The following is a 21,695-nucleotide window of genomic DNA, read 5'->3' as shown; positions in this document are numbered from 1 at the left end:
ATTGGTCAGAAAGGAAGATTTCATGCATGATATTGTAATCATTTCAGGCAGCCCGTCCGTTGACTCCAGATCTCAGAAAGTACTCGGGTACATTGGTGACAGGCTCAATGAGAAAGGTCTGTCCATCGGTCATATATCAGTGAGGGATATTCCCGGAGAAGACCTGATGTTTGGAAATTTCAACAGCCCCGAAGTAACCGGTACTTCAGAAAAAATCCGCAATGCAAAAGGGATCATAGTTGGCTCCCCGGTGTACAAGGCAGCCTACTCCGGAGTGCTGAAAAGTCTGTTTGATATCCTTCCGCAGGATATCATGAAGGACAAGCCGGTGCTCCCGGTAATGTCGGGAGGCAGTATATCCCATCTGCTGGCCCTGGAGTATGCACTTAAACCGCTGATTTCGACGCTGAAAGGCACTACACTGAAGGGTGTATTATCTGGACAGCCAGATTGATAAAACTTCAGCCTTTCCTATACAGGATGAGGAACTGGTACAGCGTACAGAAGTTCAGGTGGAAGAGCTGCTTGGAAAAATGGGAGTTGAAGGAGTTTTCCCATGAAACATATAATAAAAACGGCATCCGGTCAATTGACCGGATGCCGTTTTTATATGCTGTCGAGTGCCTGTCTTATGTCTGCAATGAGATCGTCAGACTTCTCAATGCCAACTGAAAGTCTGAATAACCCTTGAGTAATGCCCCTGTCCTGTCTTTCATCTTCAGTGAGTGCCAGGTGACTGGAGGTCCTCGGATGGGACAATATGGATTCTACCCCTCCCAGACTTACAGAAACGAGAGGTATATTCAGTTTATCCACGAATTCCTGCGCCTTCGACTCGTCTTTTATCCGGAAGCTTATTACAGCTCCTCCATGACTTGCCTGGGACAGATGAAGTGGGTCTCTCCCTGGATAGTAGATATCGCCGACACCTTCATGAGAGTCGAAGAACTGATAAAGCTTTTCCGTGTTTTCCGTGGTCTGCTTCCAGCGGATTGCCAGTGTTTTCAAATGCTGGCCCAGTGTCCAGCAATCATACGTGCCGAGTCCCGTGCCCATGACGACCTGCATTTCCTGGACACTCGTCTTAAGGTTTTCGTCATTTAAAATGACTGCGCCTGCCAGCACATCGCTGTGTCCCCCGAGAAATTTTGTGGCGCTGTGAACGACGATATCAGCACCGAGGCTGAGCGGGTTCTGTCCAAGGGGCGTCATGAATGTATTGTCCACTATGGTGATCAGGTTGTTTTTTCCCGCTATTTCAACGATTTTTCTGATGTCCGTCACTTTTAATGTCGGATTGGAAGGTGTTTCGATATATATTGCTTTCGTATTTTCTGTAATGGCGTTTGTAACGTTGTCAGCAACTGTTTGATCCACTGCTGAAAAGCTGAGCTGATAACGTTTCAATATGGTTTTGCTGAGTTCATAAGTGCCGCCGTACATATCGGCAGGCATTATGATATGGTCTCCCGGGGAACATGTCATCAGTGCAGCTGCTATTGCCGACATTCCCGAATTGAATGCAAACCCGTGATTTCCATTCTCAAGGCGTGCAAGTTTTTCTTCCAATTTCTCCCTGTTCGGGTTGCTGTTCCTTACATAAAGGTGGGCTTCTTCGTCGTCAAGGCTCTTGCGTATGAATGCGGTTGAATAGTAAAGCGGCTGGTTGGCAGTGTCATACTCCCTGCCCCGCTTATTGTCGATGATCATGTCTGTTTCGATTGAGGTATCCATGTCTATCCCCTTTTCGATTTATTTATAGCCTGTATCAGGTCGGCTTTGATATCTTCTACATCTTCAACACCTGTTGAAACCCTCAGCAGCTGCTCATCAATACCTCTTCTGCCCTTCTCTTCATCAGGCATATCAGCATGCGTCTGTGTGAACGGAAAAGTGATGAATGTTTCTGTGCCGCCCAGACTTTCTGCAAACGTACAGACTTTTATATTTTCAAGCACCTTGGCCGCGCTGTACGCCTCATTAAGACGCAGACTCAGCATACCTGTCCGGCCCGAGTATAACACTTTGTCGACTGTTTTATCTGCAGTGAAATGCTCTGCAAGAATTTTGGCATTCCCTGTTGCACGTTCCATGCGAAGGTGAAGTGTTTTCAGTCCCCTCAACAGCAGATAACTGTCAAAAGGAGATAATGTTGCCCCTGCCATATTGTGGTGTGCTGAAAATGTTTCTGCGAGGTGCGCATCCTTTACTGTAACGACGCCTGCAAGTACATCGTTATGGCCGCCGATATATTTGGTAGCAGAATGCAGCACAATATCCGCCCCATCGCTAAGGGGTGTATAGTAATACGGCGTCAGGAAAGTGTTGTCCAGTATCGTTAATATGCCCCGGTTGTATGCCAGTTCATATAATGGTTTAAGCGGTACTTCTATCATCGACGGATTTGTTACGGGCTCGATGAAAAATGCCCTTGTATTTCCGTTAATCTCCCCTTTAACTGCGGGAAGGTCGTCAAAATCCACATACTTGAATTTCACGCCGTACTGGGATTCATAAAAATCAAAAATCCTGAAAGTGCCGCCGTATAAGTCAAAACTGACCAATATCTCATCGCCAGGCCGGAAAAGGCCGCATACAAGCTGAATCGCGGCCATACCGCTGGATGTTGCAAATGAAGCAATACCATTTTCAAGTTCTGCAAACGCCTCCTCGAAATGCGACCGTGTCGGATTACTGGTTCTGGTATAATCATAGCCTGTGGATGCCCCGACACTTCTGTGTTCGTATGCTGTAGCAGTGTAAATTGGATTGGTGGTTGCCCCTGTGGGGTCAGTGTTAAGTCCTATTTGTGCCAATTTCGTTTCCATTATCACAACCTCCTTTATATAAAAAGCCTTCGACATCCCTACTGCTTTCAAACAGGATCAGGAGGACGAAAGCCCATCGCGGTACCACCTCATATTCACTGGAACATCACTGTTCCAGCCTCACACAGTATCAATCAGTACTGTACCGCTGTATTGGGCGGACCCGCGGCATAATCAGCTGCAGCTCAGGGACCATGTTCATTTCCGCGACAATGCTGCATTTCAGCCTTAGGCAGCTCTCTGTGAATTGTCCCGGCAACTACTCATCCCATCTATGCCGTTTAAGTTTATATTTAAACTGTAAGTTTAGATTAATATACAAATTAAAATAGATAAAGTCAATGGTATTATCTGATAAATTCAAATTATCCGAAACGAAAGAATATAATGCCGTGCGCACAATGAAAACGGCAAAAATCATTTTTTTCGGCAACATATCCAATGCTTAACAAACATTACAAAAACAACTGAAAAATATTTTTTAAAACCTTTTATATCGTCCTTAAAAGCCTTTATAAAGCCTTTGAATCGAAATAAGTAACGCCGGTCGCACCATCATAATAACATCATTATAAACTAAGTTATATTATGATTTGAACAAAAGGTGGAAAAGACTGCTTATAAAAGTTATAATATTAAATAACGATAAAATAATGGGAGACTGGTTACATATGAGAGAAACTAATCACGCAGTATATTACACAACAGCTCAAGTAAAAGATATGGTGGAACTTTCCGATCAGAATGTTCGTAAATATGTAAGAATGCTCGAAGAGAGAAAATATGAAGTCGCAAAAGATGAACATAACAGACGCCTTTTTTCACAGGAAGATATCGCTGTGCTGAAAGAATTCATAAAGCTTGCAAAACAGCCCGGCTATACACTGGAGACAGCAGCCGATGAAATCATTGAGAAAGTACCGCATATTGTTTATGAGAAAGGGGAAAATGCGCCTGCGAGCGTTACTAATAACGATATAAACAGAATGATCGGTGCTGTGATGGACAAACTCGAAACAATGCAGCAGGAAAACCGTGAACTGAAACATAATGTAAATCATCTTGTTGAAAGGCTCGAAGCCTACAGTAAATATAATGAGCCTTTGTCTCTTGAATATCGCAGCAGTTCTGATGGAGAGCAGTCCCCGGACTGGGAGGACGCAGAGGTTTCAGCAGAACTGGATGAAGGCCAGTCCATGGAAGAAGTGGCGGATGAAAAAAGTTCTGTACAGAAGGAAGCTGAGGAGATCCCGCAGGAAGAGATTGTCAGAGAAGATATTCCGGCTGAAGAACCGGAGACGGCTGCAGATTCCAAGGCTTCCAATATTGATATGAGCAGTTATGGCAACGATGAAGGGCAGGACAGGGAACAAAACGATCGTGAAGAAGATACAGATGCCGGAAAAGAGGAGGAAAAAGGGGGATACTTCAGTAAGTTATTCAGCATCTTCAAGAAATAGCAGACGAATGGAATCGGACTGCAATATCGATAAAGGAAGCAGACTATATGATGCAGAAGAACTGGTTTCAGACGGGAATAGCAATAATCATCACACTGGTAATCGTCGCTCTGACGATACAGGTCCAGGTGATATTCGAACCGGTATATATAACACTGATGACGGTATTTTATCCGTTGCTTCTGGGAGGTCTGCTGTATTATATAACCGAGCCGGTCCAGAGGTTCCTCGAGCACCATAAAGCAGGACGTCTGTTAAGCACGATCATGATTTTCATACTGGTTGTGCTGGTTCTCTCAGGACTCGGTTCGATCATTGTGCCGATGATTGTCAGCGAAGCCGAGCATTTGATGGAGAGGACTCCTTATCTGCTGAATGAATTCGAAGAACTTTTCGAATTTCTGATGTCACAGAGAGAACGTCTGCCGTTTGATGTCAGGGAACAGGTGGATAAGGTAGTCGGTCAGGCAAATGAAATAATGCAGGGTCTGTCGGCAAAAATCATTACATTCCTGGCCAACACGGCAGGGGTGCTGGTGATGCTTATCCTCGTGCCCTTCTTTTTGTTCTTCATGCTGAAGGATCATGAAAAATTCATACCTGCAGTGGTGTCCCCGTTCCGCGGGACGGTCAGACAATTCCTGAATGAGCTTCTGTCTGATATAGATTTTACACTGAAGGCATTCATACAGGGACAAGTCCTGGTAAGCATCATCCTTGCTGTAATGCTTTATACGGGATATGTTCTCATTGGTCTGGATTACGCCATACTGCTCGCGTTATTTGCTTTGTTCATGAACATCATACCGTTTGTCGGTCCGTGGATTGCATTTGCTCCGGCACTTATCATGGGTCTTATCCAGGATCCTTTGCTGGGGGTATGGGTGGCGGCAGTGACTTTGGTGGCGCAGCAGATAGACGGCAATATAGTAACGCCCAACGTTATGGGACAGAAGCTCCATCTGCATCCTCTGACCATCATTACAATAGTGCTGGCGGCAGGCAATATCGCAGGCTTTGCAGGAATGCTCACTGCCATACCTTTTTACGCAGTAGTCAAAGCGAAAGCGGGGGTAAAGAACTTATGGCGTTACAGAAGAAGTATTTACAAAACATTGTCCGGCAGAGCATGATTATTGGCGAACGTCCTTTTGTTTAAAGAGGACGTTTTAATTTTTAAGGGGAGGAGAACTGAAAATGAAAAAGGTAATCTGGATAACCGGTGCCTCGAGTGGGTTTGGCATGGCGACTGCGCTGAAACTGCTGAGAAATACGGAACATAAAATTTGTGTCAGTGCCAGAAGGCATGAATTGCTGGATATCCTTGTCAAAGAGGGAGGATATGCCTTTCCATTGGATGTAACGGACAGTGCTGAGGTGCACTCGGTCAGACGAAAGATAGAAGATGAGGTGGGGGAGATAGACGCTGTGCTCGTCAATGCAGGTTACGGGGTGTATGGCCCTGTGGAGGAAGTTCCAAAAGAAGCTGTACTCCGGCAGTTTGAGGTCAATGTTTTCGGTGCAGTGGAAACGATCCGTGCTGTACTTCCCGGCATGAGAAAGAAGAAGGGGGGACGCATCGTCATCACAAGTTCAACGGCTGCACATGTATCGAGTGCGGGGATGGGGTACTATGCTGCAACAAAGCACAGCATCAAAGCTTTGGGAATTGCATTGCGACAGGAAGTGAAGTCATTCGGCATAGATGTCGTAATGATTGAGCCGGGTGTGGTGAATACACCTTTCGGCACTGTGGCCCTGGATAAAAACTATATCAATACAGAAGGCGGGGCGTATGCCCCTCTGATGAAAGAAGTGAAGCAGTACATGCTTAGTGCATTACAGCGGGCACCGGGGCCTGAAGAGACACGGGATGTCATGGTCAGGGCGCTTGTCGGGGAAAAGGTCAAGCCCATATACAGGACGACGAAAGGGTCACTCGGTCTGACAGCTCTGGGCAGGCTGCTTCCTGCCGCGGCTTATGACTTTGTAATACAAGAAGGTATGAAGCGGTTGAAATAGGTGTGTGCATACTGCTTTATTTCAGAGCGGGATAATGTCATCATGTATGAGACGTCATCACTTTCGGATAGGACGGATATAATGCTTGAATCATTTACAATAGGATCCTTTGAAATTCCATCTATGTATGTCGCTCTGGCAGCGGCGTTCCTGATCTCCTATATGATGATCTGGAATTCGGAAGAAAAGAAACATCTGTTCAGTCATTGGCTGAATGCAGCAATCATCCTTTTTCTGATATATAAATTCTCCTATATTATCTTCAATTGGAATGCATTCATTGGGGAGCCTTTAAGTGTATTTTATTATAACGGTGGCCAGCCGGGACTGCTGATGGGGATGATTGTCATGTTCATCTATATGGCATACCGTTCCAACAGCCTGTTCTATGCAGAGTCATACAGCATTTTCAGCGTTGCATTCATAACGTTATATGGTGTGTTCGAACTCAGGCTGATCACGCAGCCGCCGTATATCATCATGGCTGTCGCATCGCTTGCCGCCCTGATTGCAATCTACTTTACCTGGAACAGGTTCAGGGCAATACTGATGGTGTTCATAACGCTTTTCATCGCGCAGATGGTCATCCGCTTCTTCATTTTCAACGGAGAGAGTATACTGGCATTGACACTTATGCAGTGGTGGATTCTCGGCAGCATCTTCTATGTACTGCTTACAACAGAAAAAGGCATGAGAGATGAAAATGGACCGCAGCTCCCATAAGGGGCACGGTCCATTTTTGTGTTCCTATAGAAACTTTTCTAATAAACTTCTCCGCATGTCACGGCCATCAAAGCTTTGATCGTATGCATGCGGTTTTCCGCCTGTTCAAAGACTTTGGAGTATCCGGCTCTGAACACTTCATCAGAAACTTCAAAACCATTTTCCCCGAATTTCTCATATACCATCTTTCCGATGTCGGTTTCAGTGTTATGGATGGCCGGGAGACAGTGCAGAAAAATAGTATCTGGTTTACCGGTCAGATCAATCATGTCCTGGTTGACCTGATATGTGTTCAGAAGTTTATATCTTTCATCCAGCTGTTCCTCTTCACCCATCGAACACCAGACATCGGTATAGATTACATCACTGCCTATGATGCCTGCCTCGACATTCGCGGTAATCAGTGATTTACTGCCTGAGATTTCCTGAAGTTCTTTTGCCAGCTTTTGAACGGAAAGTTCAGGCTGCAGGGAATCAGGCGCCACAATATTGATATCCACACCGAGTATCGCTCCGGTAACGAGCAGGGAATGTGCCACGTTATTTCTGCCGTCGCCAACAAACGTGACGGTTTTACCTTGATAAGTACCAAGATGTTCCTTGATTGTCAGGAAATCAGCGAGCATCTGTGTCGGATGCCAGTCATTGGTCAGGGCATTCCAGACAGGGATGCCGGAATGTTCTCCAAGCGCTTCGACCGTCTGCTGTTCAAAGCCTCTGAAGGCAATACCGTCGAACATGGAACCCAGTACTTTTGCCGTATCCTCTACGGACTCCTTGGCTCCAAGCTGTAAGTCATTCTTATTAAGGTATTCAACAGTGGCCCCGAGCTTTCCGGCAGCTACAGTGAAAGCGGATCTGGTCCTCGTGGACTGTTTTTCAAAAATAAGTGCAATTTGCTTCCCGCTCATGAATCGCTGCGGGATACCGTGCTTCTCTTTAGTTTTAAGATGTTCCGCGAAGTCGATAAGCGTCTCAAGCTCTTCTTTATCAAAGTCATATTCCTTTAAAAAGTTTCTGCTTTGAAAGTTAACCAGTTTTAATTGTTTTGCCGCCCCAAGAAATCATCTCCTAAAAAAGTAATTAAAAATTATTATACAATAAAAACACTGAAAATCAAATAAATATTTAAAATATTGCATAAAAATTATATTAAAAACTGGGAATAATTATATATATGCTATGGATTGACTTTATCCTGGAAATGACCTAAAATACCGAATGGCGAACAAATATTAATGATTCTAGCCATAATATTCGTATTAAAGGGGTAAAAACCATGGATAATGTATTTGATTATGAAGATATTCAGCTGATTCCTAATAAGTGTATCGTAAACAGCCGTTCGGAATGTGATACATCCATAACGCTTGGAAACCATACTTTCAAACTTCCTGTCGTGCCGGCAAATATGCAGACCATCATTGATGAAAAGATTGCCCTGACCCTGGCTGAAAAAGGCTATTTCTATATAATGCACCGTTTCCAGCCGGAGGATCGCATCAATTTTATAAATGATATGCACTCCAAAAATCTGATAGCCTCAATCAGTGTAGGCGTCAAAGAAGAGGAGTATGCATTTATCGATCAGCTTCAATCGGAAGGACTCGTCCCTGAGTATATGACAATAGATATCGCACACGGGCATTCGAATGCTGTAATCAGGATGATCGAATACATCAAAGAACACATACCGGAAACATTCCTCATTGCCGGAAATGTCGGCACACCTGAAGCGGTACGTGAGCTGGAACATGCAGGTGCGGATGCGACAAAAGTAGGCATCGGACCGGGCAAAGTGTGTATTACCAAGGTCAAAACCGGTTTTGGCACGGGTGGATGGCAACTTGCTGCCCTGCGCTGGTGTGCAAAGGCTGCCACAAAACCGATCATTGCCGACGGGGGCATAAGGACACATGGGGATATCGCCAAGTCGGTCCGCTTCGGTGCTTCGATGGTCATGATAGGCTCTCTGTTTGCAGGTCATGAGGAATCGCCGGGAGAGACTGTTGAAAGGGATGGCAGGAAATACAAAGAATATTTCGGTTCAGCATCTGAATTCCAAAAAGGCGAGAAGAAAAACGTCGAAGGGAAAAAGATGTTCGTGGATTATAAAGGGCCCCTCAAAGATACACTGGTTGAAATGCAGCAGGATCTGCAGTCATCGATTTCCTATGCAGGGGGAAACACCCTTGAGGCGATCCGTACGGTGGATTATGTAATGGTTAAAAACTCCATTTTCAATGGGGATAAAGTCTATTGATATGAAGAAACGGGGATTGGCTTTAGCCAATCCCCGTTTCTTATGTCCAGTCTGATTCATCCAGGTTATGAAGGTCATGATAGCGGTGCCGTGATTCTATCATCATTTCCTGCATCGTCTCCACATCTTCGTTTTCAATGGCTTTTGTCAGCTGGTCGAGCTGCTCTTTGAAGCCGTCGATATGATTGAGAAGATGATCTTTATTCATGATGAAGAGTTCTGGCCATAATTTCTCGTTGATGTTGGTAATGCGTGTAAGATCCCTGTAGCTGTCCCCCGTATATGCTTTCGTATCCCGGACCGGGTCGTCGCTGTTGATGAGAGATACCGCGATGACGTGCGCCAGCTGGCTGGTGAAGCCGATGACTTCATCATGGAAATCCGGCGTAATTGATGTCACATTCCTAAAACCGATTTCCCTGACGAACGCAGTGAGCATTTCAATATTTTCCGGCTTGTTCCCCGGCGTGGGTGTGAACAGGTAGTTTGCGTCCCGGAACACTTCACCGCTCGCGAATGAAAGGCCTCTGTTCTCCCGGCCGGCCATGGGATGACCAAAGATAAAATCGGCGTCGTCAGACAGCAGCGGTTCGATTTCTTCTATGATGGAGCGTTTCACTCCCGTGACATCCGTCAGTACGACATTTTCCTTGAAATAGGGGGCATACTCGGCAACCAGAGATTTCAGGGTCATGGGATAGACTGAAAAGATGATCAGGTCGGCATGCGGGATGATTGCTTCGGGACTTTCAAACCCTTTTCTGATCAATCCGCCGTCTTCAGCATCCCTGAGTGATTCTGCATCAATATCAATTGCATATACTTCATGTTCAGGTGCATTCGATTTTATGGCAAGGGCGAATGACCCGCCGATGTTTCCGAGTCCTGCAATTACAATTTTCATGAATGGACCTCCACTTCCAATGTATTAGATTAGTATAAACGTAAACAAATTTATACGCAATGCAATATTTCTGATAATTCTGTATTGACAAAACAATATGGCCGCTATATAATTACTCTCAACACATCTCAAAAGAGGCGATTATATATGTTACTCACTAAACAACAACAGCATAATCGATTTTACTTTAGCTATTTTTGATACCGTTTGTACCCATCACATTGAGTACAAACGTAAAACGAACCTTTATGTTTGTATCAAGTGATGGCTAAAGCATTTTGTGATGTCTGGCCATTTATCCTAAATAAGTGGCTAGAGTACCTGTATATTATTTTATAAACTCCACCGCCACTTATTTAAGATATAAGTGGCGGTTTTATTATTATCAAAATTTAATGGGAGGTTTTATTTTATGATTATTCACGTAAAGCAGGGCGCACGGGAACAGGAGATCGAGGAGCTGACGGCAAATATTGAGGAGGCGGGTTTCGAGGTGCATCGTTCAGACGGTAAGAACCGTACCATCATCGGGCTGATCGGCGATACTTCGAAAATTACGGAAAACGACATGAAGAGATTCCAGGTAGTAGAGGATGCACACCGTATTTCGGCACCGTACAAAAAGGCGAACCGCCATTTCCATGAAGACGACAGCATCATCGATATAGATGGTGTGAAAGTAGGGGCTGAGAACTTCATGGTATGTGCAGGACCGTGTTCAGTCGAGAATGAAGAAGACACAGTGGCTCTCGCAAAACGTCTGAAAGCTGCAGGGGCGAATACACTGAGGGGCGGTGCATTCAAACCGAGGACATCCCCTTACGCTTTCCAGGGGCTCGGTGTTGAAGGTCTCCGCATTCTTCAGACTGCCAAGCAGGAGACAGGCCTGCCGGTAGTATCTGAACTGATGTCGACGGAGTACCTCGATGATTTCGTTGAACTGGTGGATGTCATCCAGGTCGGCGCACGCAATATGCAGAATTTCGATCTGCTCAAGGCGATCGGCAAGACGGATAAGCCGGTCCTGCTGAAGCGCGGCATGTCAGCAACGATGAAAGAGTGGCTGATGTCCGCCGAGTACATCATGGCGGGCGGCAATGAAAATGTCATCTTCTGTGAGCGCGGCATCCGTACATTCGAAACGGCAACAAGAAACACGCTTGATCTGCAGACGGTGCCGGTCATCCAGAAGGAATCCCACCTTCCCATCGTCATCGATCCATCCCACGCTGCCGGGATCAGACATATCATCCCTTCCATGGCTAAGGCTGCAGTAATGTCCGGTGCGAACGGTCTGCAGATAGAAGTGCACCAGGACCCTGAAAATGCATGGAGTGACGGTCAGCAGTGTCTGACACCGGATGAGTTCGATGAACTGATGACAACCATCAACATGCTTCTTGAGATCGAGAAGAAGACGACCGGTATGGAAGCGATCGTCCAGCAATAGTAACTAAAGGAGGGATGCCAATGGAATCGCATGAAAAACTCAGGACCAGGATTAATGACATCGACCGGGAACTTGTGGAACTGTTTGAGGCCAGAATGCGTGTATCTTCAGAGATAGCGGAGTATAAGCAGAGGAATGATATTCCTATTTTCGATGAAGAAAGGGAAGAGGAAGTCGTTGAGAAGAATGTGGGAAGACTGACAGATGAAACTCTAAAACGGCATGCAGATTCGTTTTTCAGGCATCTGATGGCACTCTCCAGGAAAAGACAGCATGAAAATCTCAAAAATCGCAAATCCTCCATTAACAATATATAGTGAGAGAGCCGGGTACAGCCCGGCTTTTTAATATGTAAAAACAGCTCCGCTGCCGGGCAGCGGAGCTGTTTTCATACCGGAATATCTTTTTCATTTGATCATTGCCGGTGTTTCTGTTTTACCATACTCTCCAGGTCGTAATACGTATTTTGGTATGTTTCGTTTATCCAGTTGTTGAACAGGATATGACCATGGCTTTTCCAGTTGAAGACGGGATGCAGGGAAGAGTCATCACCCGGGAAATAATTGTGGGGGAGGTCTATATGCTGCCCGTCTGATACATCGCGTTCGTATTCCTGTTTCAAAGTATCGCGTTCATACTCGAGATGACCGAATATGAACAGGTCCCTTCTGTCTTTTGATGCAGTGATGTCCGGCCCGAAGTCGGGATGTTCAGTAAGGATGTCGAGACCCGGTGTATTTCTGAGCGCCTTCAGATCGACCGTTGTATGCCGTGATTGCGGAACGTTGTATATATCATCAAATCCCCGGAGCAGAGGATGATCCGGATAAATGTTGCTGTACTCAAAAATGCCGAACAGTTTGGCGGGGAGTTCCTGTTTTCCAATGTCGAAATAGTGGCTTAGTGCAAACTGTGCGCCCCAGCATATGAAGAAGCGGGAATATACGTGGGTCTGTGCCCAGTTGATGATATCTTTTAGTTCATCGATATAATCCACTTGTTCATATTCCAGTTTTTCAACCGGCGCACCGGTGACGATCATGCCGTCGAATTTCTGCTCCCTGATTTCATCGAAGGAATTATAATATTTCTGAAGATGGCTGGTCGGTGTGTTGCGGCTCTGGTGGGTGGACATATACAGGAATTCGACATCAATCTGCAGAGGCGTATTACCCAGGAGGCGGAGGAGATGCAGTTCGGTCTCCTCCTTTTTGGGCATAAGGTTCAATATGAGCATCCGGAGCGGACGGATGTCCTGGGTGTGCGCTCTCGACGCCCCTATGGTATAGACATCTTCTTTTTTGAGGAGCTCCCTTACAGGCAGCCCCTCGATGACTTTAATAGGCATTTATATCGCATCCAGACCTTTTTTGAGATCATCCAGAATATCGTCGATGTGCTCCAGGCCGACGGAAAGACGCACTGTTTCAGGTTTTACGCCGCCTTTTAGCTGTTCCTCTTCCGTGAGCTGTGAATGCGTCGTTGAAGCGGGGTGGATGACCAGTGATTTGGCATCCCCTACATTGGCAAGCATGGAGAAAAGATCCAGTGATTCTATGAATTTTATACCGGCTTCATACCCGCCTCTGACACCGAACGTGAAAACTGCGCCGGCCCCTTTGGGAAGGTATTCTTTTTGCAGTTCATGGTACGGACTGGAATCAAGTCCTGCGTAATCGACCCATTCCACTTTTTCATGCTGTTCGAGGAATTCGGCCACCTTCTGCGAATTTTCAACATGGCGTTCCATGCGCAGTGAGAGTGTTTCAATGCCCTGTGTCAGAAGGAAGGCATTGAATGGCGAAAGGGCGGCCCCTGTGTCACGGAGCAGGGTCGTCCTGATCTTGTACGCAAGTGCCGCAGGACCGAATGCTTCCGTAAACACGAGACCATGATATGAAGGGTCCGGTTCCGTGAGCCCCGGGAACTTGCCGTTATCCCAGTCGAAGTTTCCGCCATCAATGATGACACCGCCGATGGAAGTTCCATGGCCTCCGAGGAATTTGGTGGCGGAGTGCACGACAACGTGTGCACCGTGCTCAATCGGCCGGCAGAGATAAGGGGTGGCAAACGTATTATCGACGATAAGGATGATGCCGTTATCATCTGCAATTTTGGCGAGTGCTTTGATGTCTTCTACGTTACCTTCAGGATTTCCGATGGTCTCGACGAATATCGCTTTAGTATTTTCCTTTATTTCACGTGAAACGTTCTCCGGGTCTTTAGTATCTGTGAGTGTGGTTTCTATGCCGAATTTTCTGAGCGTATGTGTAAACAGTGTGTGGGTGCCGCCGTACAGGCTGGATGCTGAAATGATGTGGTCCCCGGCTATTGCAACAGCCTGCACTGCATAGGTGATTGCAGCCATGCCTGAAGCAACACCTACCCCTGCAACGCCGCCCTCAAGTTCTGCAACGCGTACTTCAAGTGCATTTGTCGTCGGGTTCATGAGTCTTGTATATATATTTCCTGCATCTTTCAAACCGAACAGATCGGCTGCATGTTTGGTATCATCAAAAGTGTAGGATGTTGTCTGGTAGATTGGCAGGGCACGTGAATTTGTGGCGGGATCCACTTCCTGGCCGGAATGCAGCTGCTTGGTTTCAAAACGGAATTCTTCAGTCATTTTAACGCCTCCATATAATTTTAAATAATAAAAAAGAGCCTCCCTTTTTAAGATAAGGAGACTCCCGTTTCACTCATCTTTCAGGAAAAAACCTGCTGGAGTTAGCACCTTACTGAAAAGGTTGCCGGGTTTCATAGGGCCAGTCCCTCCACCGCTCTGGATAAGTAATTATTTAATTGAGTATCATCTTACTAACTTACTCAGGATTTGTCAAACACTTTTAAACATTTAGATAAATGGGGATTGTCATTACAATCCCGGCAGGGAGGACGACTATGGAAAATCTGGATTTTATAATCATTCTGCTCATGTTGCTTGTGATAGTCCTGTTCATATTAAGCCGCAGAATGATAGGAAACATTATGAAGGCATCGACGGGAAAGGACCGTCTCGGAGAAATGATCAGGAAGGTTTGGAAGTACGACAGTCAAGGTAAAGTAAGGAATGAAACAATTGAGAAAGTGATGCAGGATTTCAATCTCGGAAAACGGGAAGCGGAATACCTGTATGAGAGAGCAATGAAAGAGAAGGAGGAAGACGGATGAAAATAACACAGCCTGATCCGGTATACCTGGAGAAGGGGGACAGGGCAGTCATTCTGCTGCATTCCTTTACCGGTACCACAAGAGACATGAAAGAGCTCGGGGAATATCTGAATTCGAACGGTTACGCAGTGTCCATACCGATATTTGAGGGACATGGCATGGGACCGGATCCCCTTGTTGAATCAAGCCCTTCCGAATGGTGGAATAACGTTGTCGAAAGCTATGAAATGCTTAAGGACAAAGGGCATGAGAGCGTTTATATCGCCGGTGTATCGCTCGGCGGTATATTGTCCCTGAAGGCTGCCTACTCGCTGGATGATATAGATGGCGCTGTTGCGATGTCCGTTCCGCAGGGCAAGGATATCGAAGACCTTAATAAGAGAGTGGTATCGTATACGGAGAATTTCATGGAATTCGTCGGCAGGAATGATGAAGAGATTGATGCGCGGCTGAAGGAACTGGAAAAGGAACCCATGGCATCCCTGCCGGAATTTGAATCACTGATTGAGGAAGTGCACAGCAGGCTTGGTGAAATTACAGTGCCGCTGGCTGTGAAATACGGCGGTAAAGATGCTGCGTTGTATGAAGAGAGTGCAGATCATATATACGAAAATACCGGTTCAGAAGCGAAGGATATGAAAGTTTATCCGAATACCGGTCATCTTATGACGAAAGGCAAGGATAAAAAGCTGCTGTTCAAAGATATACTGCATTTCCTGGATTCCATAGAAGCATAGCACTGCTGCAGGCAGTGCTATTTTTTAGTTTGATATTTGTAAAGTTTAGTAAAGAAGTGTACCATTAAATTATTATTTAAAAAATTCTAATTTCATACGGAGTGGTTATTTTGGCGAATGTTAAGGATGTCCTTAAAATAGGTTTTGCCTACACCGGTGTTGTGGTCGGGGCAGGCTTTTCCACCGGACAGGAGATTCTCCAATTCTTTACGAATAATGGTTATATCAGTATTATTGCTGTTCTTTTATCAGGATTCCTCATACTGTTCACGGGAAAATGGACGGCTGACGTAGGTTACGACCTCGAAGCCGAATCCCATGTGGATTCAATCATGAACACATTCGGCCCTTTCTTCGGCCGTCTCATAGATTACATACTGGCGTTTTTCCTTTACGGAGTGGCGGTCATAATGATTGCCGGAGCCGGATCTACCTTTTATGAAAGTTTCGGCACGCCTCCATGGCTGGGCTCACTCATACTTGTGATTGCTGTATATATCACATTGAATTTGAATTTCAATAAAATTGTAATCGCTTTAGGTGTTGTCACACCGTATCTTCTGGGGGTCGTCATCATCATCGCGCTGGTCACATATTTCAACTCTCCGATGCCTTTATCCGAAGCGGATCGGTTTGCAAAACCGGAGCTTACCGTCGACGGTGCCTGGTGGTGGGATGCAATCACCTACAGCGGATTCACCATCGCGGTTGCCTTCAGCTTCCTGACGATGATGGGCGCTGACTCCAAATCGCGCAAGGTGGCCGGCTATGGCGGTATCGCAGGCAGCATCATAATCCTTGTACTGATGCTTATGATCAATCTGGGGATACTGTCACGGCTTGACGCTGTAAATGACGTCGAGCTGCCTATGCTTCTGCTGGGTGGCGAAATACATCCTGCACTCGGCATTCTGCTGGGCATAGCGATGCTGCTTGTCATCTATAATACAGCTGTTGGGATGCTGTACCCATTCCTGATCAGGTTTCTTGCCCCCAAAAGCAGAGGTTACAGCATCCTCCTGCCCGTGTCGCTTGTTCTTGGGTATATTCTGAGCTTTGCCGGCTTTGCGGATCTGGTGGGGACAGTCTATCCGGTCATGGGATATGTTGGACTTCTGCTGGGCGCCGGATTGTTCGTCAAATGGATTGCCCTTCTCGGCAATAAAAAGAACAGAACCAGAGTCTGATCCGGGCACACCTTCCGGGTGTGACTCATTTTATGGTTATGTGCATGTTGGAAAGTATTTCAAGGGTCATATCATGGAGATGCGAATTCGAGCTGGCGATAAGTCCTTTATCGATAGTGATATCTGCATGAGGAAATATATTCTGTATGACCATGATGTTAGCGAGTATACAAATATTTGTTTCGACCCCGACAAATTCAATGATGTGATTGGCTTCCACCTCCTCAATATATGTTTCCTGTATTTTTTTTGATTCCTCCGGCGGAATTCCGTAGAAGGTCTTTACGTATTCATCTCCGTATTTATCGAGAAGGGCAGAAAAGTCGGAATGGATTTCCTCATCAAACCGTATGCTCTCTGTCGTCCTGTTGCCATGCTCGAATTCGGGATAGAGGTTCTTAGTGTAGATGATGGATTCATTCTCAGCAATCGCCTTTTGTATGCGTCCGGTTATACCGTGCTTTATCCTGGTCGTCCACTCACTGTAGCTTGAGCCGGATTCGGCAAACGTGTCATTCTGCAGATCTATGGCAATAAGCATCTATACATCACTCCTGTTTATATGCTTTCTTAATATAAGGTACCCGCTATCTTGTATTTCTAAAGAAAATATACTATAATGGGGCCAAGTGAACAACGAATGCCCTCTAGGGTTCCGCTGCTTCTGCAGGCCAGGTCCGAGAGGGGGCTCATGGCATGCTGCCATGTCACGGAGGGACAAAAGCCCGGGAGAGAATAATATTCTCATCCCGGGCTTTTTTATATCATTCTGGAGGGTACTTATGAATATGCAATGGATAAAAGTCGTCACTGCAAGCATCTTCGAAGTCGGCTGGGTCATCGGACTGACACATGCAGACAGCTGGTATGAATGGATCTTCACGCTCATCGCAATATACGTCAGTTTCTATCTGATGATCGATGCCGGCAAATACCTGCCGGTCGGTACAGTCTATGCAGTGTTCGTCGGTCTCGGGGCATTCGGTACAGTATTGTCTGAAATTATATTGTTCGGCGAGCCGTTCAGACCGCTGAAGATAATATTGATAGCGTTGATTCTTGCGGGCGTAATCGGACTTAAGATGGTCACGGATGACAACGAAAGTGAGGTGCAGTAATCATGGCATGGTTTTCATTGGTCATTGCCGGCTTGTTTGAAGTCACAGGAGTATTATCAATCAATAAGCTTCACAGGGATAAAAATATTTCTTCGCTGCTGATATTGCTCACAAGTTTCGGTCTGTCTTTCCTGTTCCTTGCCTATGCGCTCCAGACATTGCCGATGGGTACCGCCTATGCGGTGTGGACAGGTATCGGTGCATCCGGCGGGGCGCTTCTGGGCATGTTCTTCTATGATGAATCCAGGGATTGGAAGCGGATTGCATTCATCCTGCTCATCATTTTCGCAGTCGTCGGGCTGAAATTGATTTCATGATTTGAAATGATGGGTTTCTATGCTGTCCTCATTGAACATATCAACCAGCGTGCGCGTACTTTTGGAATGGAATTTGACATCCGGAGTAAGCAGATGAAAATAACGGGAGAGCTCCGTGCTTTCCCGGTTTATGATCTTGAGAGAACCTGTTTTCAGCTCTTCTCCGATGGTGTGGTGTGAAAGCAGGGTAAGGCCGAGGCCGTTCGTCACGGAACTTTTTACAGCCTGGGTACTGCTCAGGGTGATGGTTTTTGGGCTGATGCCGAGTGAGGTGAACAGCTGATCCTGATAGCTTCTTGTGCCGGAACCATCTTCCCTGACAATCCAGGTGGCCGCCCCGAGTTCTTTATCATCAAGGGAGTCCGGGGTTTCCCTGTCACCTATGATATACATCCGGTCCCTGATCAGCCGGGTGATGTTGAGATCTTTATCGGTCTCACGTTCCTCATCTTCTATGATGCCGATATCAAGGTCGTGCGAATTGACCATCCTAATGATGGACGACGAGTTGCTTATCGATACTTCGGGTTTGATTCCCGGGTATTTTCCGATCAGCTGTGCAATGATTTTGGGAAGGATATATTCCCCGTATGTATAGCTGGCGCCGATGTGTACAGGGCCCCTGGACTCATTCTGCAAGTCCTGTATAAGGTGCTGCATCCTTTCGTCGATACCGATCATCTCTTTGGCATAATGGTAATAGATTTCTCCGGCAGGATTTAATCGGACCATTTTCCCTGATCTGTCGATGAGCGTGACGCCGAGTTCTTCTTCCAGTCTCCTGATATAGTTCGAGACAGCAGGCTGGGTCATATGCAGCGATTCCGCAGCAAGGGTGAAACTCTTTTTATCGACGACCGTGACGAATACTTTAAGTGTCTGATTTATCATCTGCATGCCCCTTTCATAACCGAATGGTTATCAATGTCATCATTATATACTATTTAACTTATCTTTCATATGGCGCTATCATGAATTATGGAGGCGTTATTATGATGAGAACTGTTAAATCAAAAGGTTTCATAGCCGGAATATCCTTTACACTGATGATCGCCGTATTCGGCATACTGCTTGCCGAATTGCCGGTTTTCGAATACATCGGGCCCCTGGCCACAGCAATAATCCTAGCATTTCTATACCGCCAGTTTTTTGGTTATCCGTATAAAATTGCATCCGGGATACAATTTTCTTCCAAAATCCTGCTCCGGGCGGCAATCATACTGTATGGGCTGAAACTGAATATAGATGTCATACTTTCAGAGGGGCTGGCGCTTATTGCACAGTCTGTCATCGTCATTGTTTTTTCAATTGTAATGTCATTCATTCTGGCGAAGATGATAAGGGCAGACATGAATATATCCATGCTGGTGGGTGTCGGCACAGGAGTGTGCGGTGCGGCGGCAATAGCTGCTGTCGCGCCGATCCTCAAAGCAAAGGATGAAGATACAGCGATCAGCATCGGCATCATTGCACTGATGGGGACGCTTTTTTCAATCGCCTACATTTTCCTCGGGCCCTACCTCCCGATGACACCGGAAGAGTACGGTTCCTGGGCGGGCCTGAGCCTGCATGAACTCGCCCATGTCGCCCTCGCAGCAGAACCTGCAGGGACCGACGCATTAGCCATCGCATTGCTTGCAAAGTTATCGAGGGTATTTCTGCTGATCCCACTGTGTTTCGTACTGATTTTCATCATGAGAAAAAGGGAGGGGGAAGAGAGTGTCAAAAAAATCCCATTCCCTTATTTCCTCATCGGTTTTGTGCTGATGAGCATTTTGAACAGCTATGTACTGGGGGACTACATCACAATCCCCGAAAAGGTCATGGAGAGCATTTCAGGCATAACCTCGCTGCTGCTTGCCATGGCAATGACCGCCCTCGGGCTGAACATCGATCTGAGGGATACGGTGCGACGTGCCTCAAAACCTTTTGCAGTGATACTGGCTGTATCTGTCATGCTGTCAATATTTGTTTTCGTGATGATATAAAAAATCCGCTCCCGGTTTTGGGGAGCGGCCTTTGATACTGTCACTTATCTAAGGTACTGTTCAACATTTTCATTGTTTGTCATGATAAGGAACACTTTGCCTTTATCCATTGCATATTCATATTTTTTGAGATTGACAAATGGCCCCTGAATAATTAGTATTACAATATTATGCTTGAATTAAAATGGAAGGTGGAAACATCATGAATGCAGTATTAATCGCTGTTCTGGTCATGATTGTCCTGAGTCTGCTCAGGCTGAATGTAGTGCTTGCCCTGTTCATCGGTGCGCTCGCAGGAGGGCTCACGGCGGGTATGCCGGTTGCGGATGTCATCACTACATTCACCGGGGGCATTGTCGGTGGTGCTGAAATTGCGCTGAGCTATGCACTCCTCGGTGGATTTGCAGCGCTGATTGCATACAGTGGCATCACTGAAGTACTGGTCGATTTCATCATCGGTGCTTTGAATAAAGACCGGTCGAAAAAAGCGAGGATTATCGCCAAGGTCTCCATCATTGCCGCACTGCTCACAGTTGCGGTGATGAGCCAGAATCTGATTCCGGTACACATTGCCTTTATACCCATCCTCATACCTCCGATACTCAGTCTGATGAATGAACTGGAAATCGACAGGCGTCTGATTGCCATCGTTCTGACATTCGGATTGACATTTCCGTATGTCTTACTGCCGGTCGGTTTCGGTCAGATATTCCAAAATACGATAGTGACGAGTTTTGATACAGTCGGGGTAGACATTGCATTCGGTGATGTCGCCCCGAACCTGATCCTTCCCGCCAGCGGCTTTGTTATCGGTCTCGTCATTGCTCTGTTTTATTATAGGAAGAAAAGGAATTATGAAACGATTCAGCTTGCCACGCACCAGAAAAGGGAAGTCAGTACCGCAACAGTCATTACGGCAGTGTTGTCCATACTGGCAACATTCACCGTCCAGATTATGACGGATTCAATGATATTCGGGGCGCTCGCCGGAATCATGATATTCTTCCTGTCGTTCAGGTTTAAGTGGAAAAGTCTGGATGCCGAACTGATAAACGGCATACAGATGATGGCATATATAGGCATAGTAATGCTTGCAGCCAACGGTTTTGCCACAGTCATTACTGAAACGGGACATGTCATGTCACTGGTGGAAGGGATAGCGGAAGCCCTGGCCGGCCAGAAAATAATGATTGTCATTTCCATGCTGCTGGTCGGACTGGTAGTAACGATGGGAATCGGTTCATCTTTTGCGACGATACCGATCATTGCAAGTATATTCGTTCCCATGGGCATAGAGCTGGAACTTTCTATTCCGGCAATCATTGCAATCATCGGTACGGCAGGAGCTCTCGGGGATGCAGGTTCCCCGGCATCCGATTCCACCCTTGGCCCGACAGCCGGTCTCGATGCGGATGGACAACATGATCATATTTGGGACACATGTGTCCCAACCTTCATATTTTTGAATATTCCTGTACTGGTGACTGGTTTCATAGCAGGGATTGTCCTATGATCGGACATACAGAT

At 46.1% G+C, this 21,695-nt stretch carries 23 protein-coding genes and 2 riboswitches; of the genes, 15 read left to right on the top strand and 8 right to left on the bottom strand.

Translation table 11 applies throughout. From position 1 onward, the window contains the following. The first annotated feature begins 22 nt into the window (after window positions 1-22). Complete coding sequence (ssuE, locus tag WN59_RS12170; RefSeq protein ID WP_331386424.1) at window positions 23-454, top strand: NADPH-dependent FMN reductase; 432 nt, start codon at window positions 23-25, stop codon at window positions 452-454. 152 nt (window positions 455-606) lie between these two features. Here the strand turns inward: ssuE and WN59_RS12165 are convergent, their stop codons facing one another. Beyond that, a complete protein-coding gene (locus WN59_RS12165) occupies window positions 607-1,734 on the bottom strand; it encodes a trans-sulfuration enzyme family protein (RefSeq protein ID WP_046517721.1) in 1,128 nt (375 codons plus the stop codon). Window positions 1,735-1,736: 2 nt separating this feature from the next. Continuing rightward, entirely contained in the window at window positions 1,737-2,831 is a 1,095-nt protein-coding gene (locus WN59_RS12160) for a PLP-dependent transferase (RefSeq protein WP_046517870.1), read from the bottom strand. A gap of 668 nt (window positions 2,832-3,499) precedes the next feature. On the opposite strand from WN59_RS12160, the gene WN59_RS12155 reads away from it, so the two are divergent. The 4 genes from WN59_RS12155 (at window position 3,500) to WN59_RS12140 (ending at window position 7,033) form a co-directional block, all read left to right on the top strand. Further along, window positions 3,500-4,288, top strand: coding sequence for a MerR family transcriptional regulator (locus tag WN59_RS12155; protein ID WP_046517718.1), 789 nt, complete (start codon window positions 3,500-3,502; stop codon window positions 4,286-4,288). A gap of 47 nt (window positions 4,289-4,335) precedes the next feature. Beyond that, window positions 4,336-5,421, top strand: coding sequence for an AI-2E family transporter (locus WN59_RS12150; protein ID WP_046517716.1), 1,086 nt, complete (start codon window positions 4,336-4,338; stop codon window positions 5,419-5,421). 64 nt (window positions 5,422-5,485) lie between these two features. After that, window positions 5,486-6,310 carry an SDR family NAD(P)-dependent oxidoreductase gene (locus WN59_RS12145; RefSeq protein WP_046517714.1) on the top strand — a complete coding sequence of 275 codons (825 nt, stop codon included), beginning with the start codon at window positions 5,486-5,488 and terminating at the stop codon, window positions 6,308-6,310. 81 nt (window positions 6,311-6,391) lie between these two features. Continuing rightward, a complete protein-coding gene (locus WN59_RS12140; RefSeq protein WP_040608662.1) occupies window positions 6,392-7,033 on the top strand; it encodes a hypothetical protein in 642 nt (213 codons plus the stop codon). Window positions 7,034-7,071: 38 nt separating this feature from the next. Here the strand turns inward: WN59_RS12140 and argF are convergent, their stop codons facing one another. Beyond that, window positions 7,072-8,070 carry an ornithine carbamoyltransferase gene (gene argF, locus WN59_RS12135; protein WP_046517710.1) on the bottom strand — a complete coding sequence of 333 codons (999 nt, stop codon included), beginning with the start codon at window positions 8,068-8,070 and terminating at the stop codon, window positions 7,072-7,074. Between the two features lie 242 nt (window positions 8,071-8,312). Here argF and guaC point away from each other — a divergent pair, with 242 nt between their 5' ends. After that, window positions 8,313-9,296 (top strand): GMP reductase, encoded by a 984-nt coding sequence (guaC, locus tag WN59_RS12130; protein WP_017547587.1) that lies wholly within the window; start codon window positions 8,313-8,315, stop codon window positions 9,294-9,296. A 40-nt stretch (window positions 9,297-9,336) separates the two neighbouring features. Here guaC and WN59_RS12125 read toward each other — a convergent pair whose 3' ends face one another. Beyond that, window positions 9,337-10,200, bottom strand: coding sequence for a prephenate dehydrogenase (locus tag WN59_RS12125; protein WP_046517708.1), 864 nt, complete (start codon window positions 10,198-10,200; stop codon window positions 9,337-9,339). Window positions 10,201-10,612: 412 nt separating this feature from the next. Here WN59_RS12125 and aroF point away from each other — a divergent pair, with 412 nt between their 5' ends. Both aroF and WN59_RS12115 read left to right on the top strand, forming a co-directional pair. Beyond that, window positions 10,613-11,650 carry a 3-deoxy-7-phosphoheptulonate synthase gene (gene aroF, locus WN59_RS12120; RefSeq protein ID WP_046517706.1) on the top strand — a complete coding sequence of 346 codons (1,038 nt, stop codon included), beginning with the start codon at window positions 10,613-10,615 and terminating at the stop codon, window positions 11,648-11,650. Between the two features lie 20 nt (window positions 11,651-11,670). Beyond that, a complete protein-coding gene (locus WN59_RS12115) occupies window positions 11,671-11,967 on the top strand; it encodes a chorismate mutase (RefSeq protein WP_046517703.1) in 297 nt (98 codons plus the stop codon). Window positions 11,968-12,065: 98 nt separating this feature from the next. Here WN59_RS12115 and WN59_RS12110 read toward each other — a convergent pair whose 3' ends face one another. Continuing rightward, window positions 12,066-12,998, bottom strand: coding sequence for a homoserine O-succinyltransferase (locus tag WN59_RS12110; RefSeq protein ID WP_046517700.1), 933 nt, complete (start codon window positions 12,996-12,998; stop codon window positions 12,066-12,068). Beyond that, a complete protein-coding gene (locus WN59_RS12105; RefSeq protein WP_046517699.1) occupies window positions 12,999-14,276 on the bottom strand; it encodes an O-acetylhomoserine aminocarboxypropyltransferase/cysteine synthase family protein in 1,278 nt (425 codons plus the stop codon). Window positions 14,277-14,346: 70 nt separating this feature from the next. Next, a riboswitch (SAM riboswitch) is annotated at window positions 14,347-14,443 on the bottom strand. Window positions 14,444-14,551: 108 nt separating this feature from the next. Between WN59_RS12105 and WN59_RS12100 the strand changes: the two genes are divergently transcribed. The 3 genes from WN59_RS12100 (at window position 14,552) to WN59_RS12090 (ending at window position 16,745) form a co-directional block, all read left to right on the top strand. Next, window positions 14,552-14,821, top strand: a complete 270-nt coding sequence (locus WN59_RS12100) for a hypothetical protein (RefSeq protein WP_046517695.1) — start codon at window positions 14,552-14,554, stop codon at window positions 14,819-14,821. Continuing rightward, on the top strand, window positions 14,818-15,558 hold the full coding sequence (locus WN59_RS12095; protein WP_046517693.1) for an alpha/beta hydrolase: 741 nt from the start codon (window positions 14,818-14,820) through the stop codon (window positions 15,556-15,558). Before WN59_RS12100 ends, WN59_RS12095 begins: the two co-directional genes overlap by 4 nt. A gap of 101 nt (window positions 15,559-15,659) precedes the next feature. Then, window positions 15,660-16,745: a YkvI family membrane protein gene (locus tag WN59_RS12090; RefSeq protein ID WP_231577232.1), complete on the top strand. Its 1,086-nt coding sequence runs from the start codon at window positions 15,660-15,662 to the stop codon at window positions 16,743-16,745. 25 nt (window positions 16,746-16,770) lie between these two features. Here WN59_RS12090 and WN59_RS12085 read toward each other — a convergent pair whose 3' ends face one another. Then, window positions 16,771-17,286, bottom strand: a complete 516-nt coding sequence (locus tag WN59_RS12085) for a cysteine hydrolase family protein (protein WP_046517690.1) — start codon at window positions 17,284-17,286, stop codon at window positions 16,771-16,773. Between the two features lie 95 nt (window positions 17,287-17,381). Continuing rightward, a riboswitch (guanidine-I (ykkC/yxkD leader) is annotated at window positions 17,382-17,479 on the top strand. Window positions 17,480-17,527: 48 nt separating this feature from the next. Between WN59_RS12085 and WN59_RS12080 the strand changes: the two genes are divergently transcribed. Further along, complete coding sequence (locus WN59_RS12080) at window positions 17,528-17,863, top strand: DMT family transporter (protein WP_046517688.1); 336 nt, start codon at window positions 17,528-17,530, stop codon at window positions 17,861-17,863. 2 nt (window positions 17,864-17,865) lie between these two features. Continuing rightward, window positions 17,866-18,180 carry a DMT family transporter gene (locus WN59_RS12075; RefSeq protein ID WP_046517685.1) on the top strand — a complete coding sequence of 105 codons (315 nt, stop codon included), beginning with the start codon at window positions 17,866-17,868 and terminating at the stop codon, window positions 18,178-18,180. On the opposite strand, the gene WN59_RS12070 is transcribed toward WN59_RS12075, so the two are convergent. Beyond that, window positions 18,175-19,071 (bottom strand): LysR family transcriptional regulator, encoded by an 897-nt coding sequence (locus tag WN59_RS12070; protein ID WP_052747433.1) that lies wholly within the window; start codon window positions 19,069-19,071, stop codon window positions 18,175-18,177. The two genes, WN59_RS12075 and WN59_RS12070, sit on opposite strands and share 6 nt — an antisense overlap. 101 nt (window positions 19,072-19,172) lie before the next feature. Here WN59_RS12070 and WN59_RS12065 point away from each other — a divergent pair, with 101 nt between their 5' ends. Together WN59_RS12065 and WN59_RS12060 are read left to right on the top strand one after the other, a co-directional pair. Beyond that, window positions 19,173-20,168, top strand: coding sequence for a YeiH family protein (locus WN59_RS12065; protein WP_052747431.1), 996 nt, complete (start codon window positions 19,173-19,175; stop codon window positions 20,166-20,168). A 202-nt stretch (window positions 20,169-20,370) separates the two neighbouring features. Beyond that, a complete protein-coding gene (locus WN59_RS12060; protein WP_017547601.1) occupies window positions 20,371-21,681 on the top strand; it encodes a Na+/H+ antiporter family protein in 1,311 nt (436 codons plus the stop codon). Window positions 21,682-21,695 lie beyond the last annotated feature (14 nt).

Source organism: Salinicoccus sediminis (assembly GCF_000986795.1).
Classification (GTDB): Bacteria; Bacillota; Bacilli; order Staphylococcales; family Salinicoccaceae; genus Salinicoccus; species Salinicoccus sediminis.
The sequence above is the reverse complement of the archived record's forward strand: the minus strand, read 5'-3'. Positions and strand labels throughout refer to the sequence as shown.

What these genes read in the sequence shown, in the direction of transcription:
- WN59_RS12070 (WP_052747433.1), bottom strand. Translation starts at nt 19,071, where the DNA reads ATGATAAATCAGACACTTAAAGTATTCGTCACGGTCGTCGATAAAAAG.
- ssuE (WP_331386424.1), top strand. Translation starts at nt 23, where the DNA reads ATGCATGATATTGTAATCATTTCAGGCAGCCCGTCCGTTGACTCCAGA.
- WN59_RS12060 (WP_017547601.1), top strand. Translation starts at nt 20,371, where the DNA reads ATGAATGCAGTATTAATCGCTGTTCTGGTCATGATTGTCCTGAGTCTG.
- WN59_RS12155 (WP_046517718.1), top strand. Translation starts at nt 3,500, where the DNA reads ATGAGAGAAACTAATCACGCAGTATATTACACAACAGCTCAAGTAAAA.
- WN59_RS12065 (WP_052747431.1), top strand. Translation starts at nt 19,173, where the DNA reads ATGATGAGAACTGTTAAATCAAAAGGTTTCATAGCCGGAATATCCTTT.
- WN59_RS12110 (WP_046517700.1), bottom strand. Translation starts at nt 12,998, where the DNA reads ATGCCTATTAAAGTCATCGAGGGGCTGCCTGTAAGGGAGCTCCTCAAA.
- WN59_RS12150 (WP_046517716.1), top strand. Translation starts at nt 4,336, where the DNA reads ATGATGCAGAAGAACTGGTTTCAGACGGGAATAGCAATAATCATCACA.
- WN59_RS12085 (WP_046517690.1), bottom strand. Translation starts at nt 17,286, where the DNA reads ATGCTTATTGCCATAGATCTGCAGAATGACACGTTTGCCGAATCCGGC.
- WN59_RS12075 (WP_046517685.1), top strand. Translation starts at nt 17,866, where the DNA reads ATGGCATGGTTTTCATTGGTCATTGCCGGCTTGTTTGAAGTCACAGGA.
- WN59_RS12100 (WP_046517695.1), top strand. Translation starts at nt 14,552, where the DNA reads ATGGAAAATCTGGATTTTATAATCATTCTGCTCATGTTGCTTGTGATA.
- WN59_RS12105 (WP_046517699.1), bottom strand. Translation starts at nt 14,276, where the DNA reads ATGACTGAAGAATTCCGTTTTGAAACCAAGCAGCTGCATTCCGGCCAG.
- WN59_RS12165 (WP_046517721.1), bottom strand. Translation starts at nt 1,734, where the DNA reads ATGGATACCTCAATCGAAACAGACATGATCATCGACAATAAGCGGGGC.
- WN59_RS12115 (WP_046517703.1), top strand. Translation starts at nt 11,671, where the DNA reads ATGGAATCGCATGAAAAACTCAGGACCAGGATTAATGACATCGACCGG.
- WN59_RS12095 (WP_046517693.1), top strand. Translation starts at nt 14,818, where the DNA reads ATGAAAATAACACAGCCTGATCCGGTATACCTGGAGAAGGGGGACAGG.
- guaC (WP_017547587.1), top strand. Translation starts at nt 8,313, where the DNA reads ATGGATAATGTATTTGATTATGAAGATATTCAGCTGATTCCTAATAAG.
- WN59_RS12080 (WP_046517688.1), top strand. Translation starts at nt 17,528, where the DNA reads ATGAATATGCAATGGATAAAAGTCGTCACTGCAAGCATCTTCGAAGTC.
- WN59_RS12145 (WP_046517714.1), top strand. Translation starts at nt 5,486, where the DNA reads ATGAAAAAGGTAATCTGGATAACCGGTGCCTCGAGTGGGTTTGGCATG.
- aroF (WP_046517706.1), top strand. Translation starts at nt 10,613, where the DNA reads ATGATTATTCACGTAAAGCAGGGCGCACGGGAACAGGAGATCGAGGAG.
- WN59_RS12140 (WP_040608662.1), top strand. Translation starts at nt 6,392, where the DNA reads ATGCTTGAATCATTTACAATAGGATCCTTTGAAATTCCATCTATGTAT.
- WN59_RS12125 (WP_046517708.1), bottom strand. Translation starts at nt 10,200, where the DNA reads ATGAAAATTGTAATTGCAGGACTCGGAAACATCGGCGGGTCATTCGCC.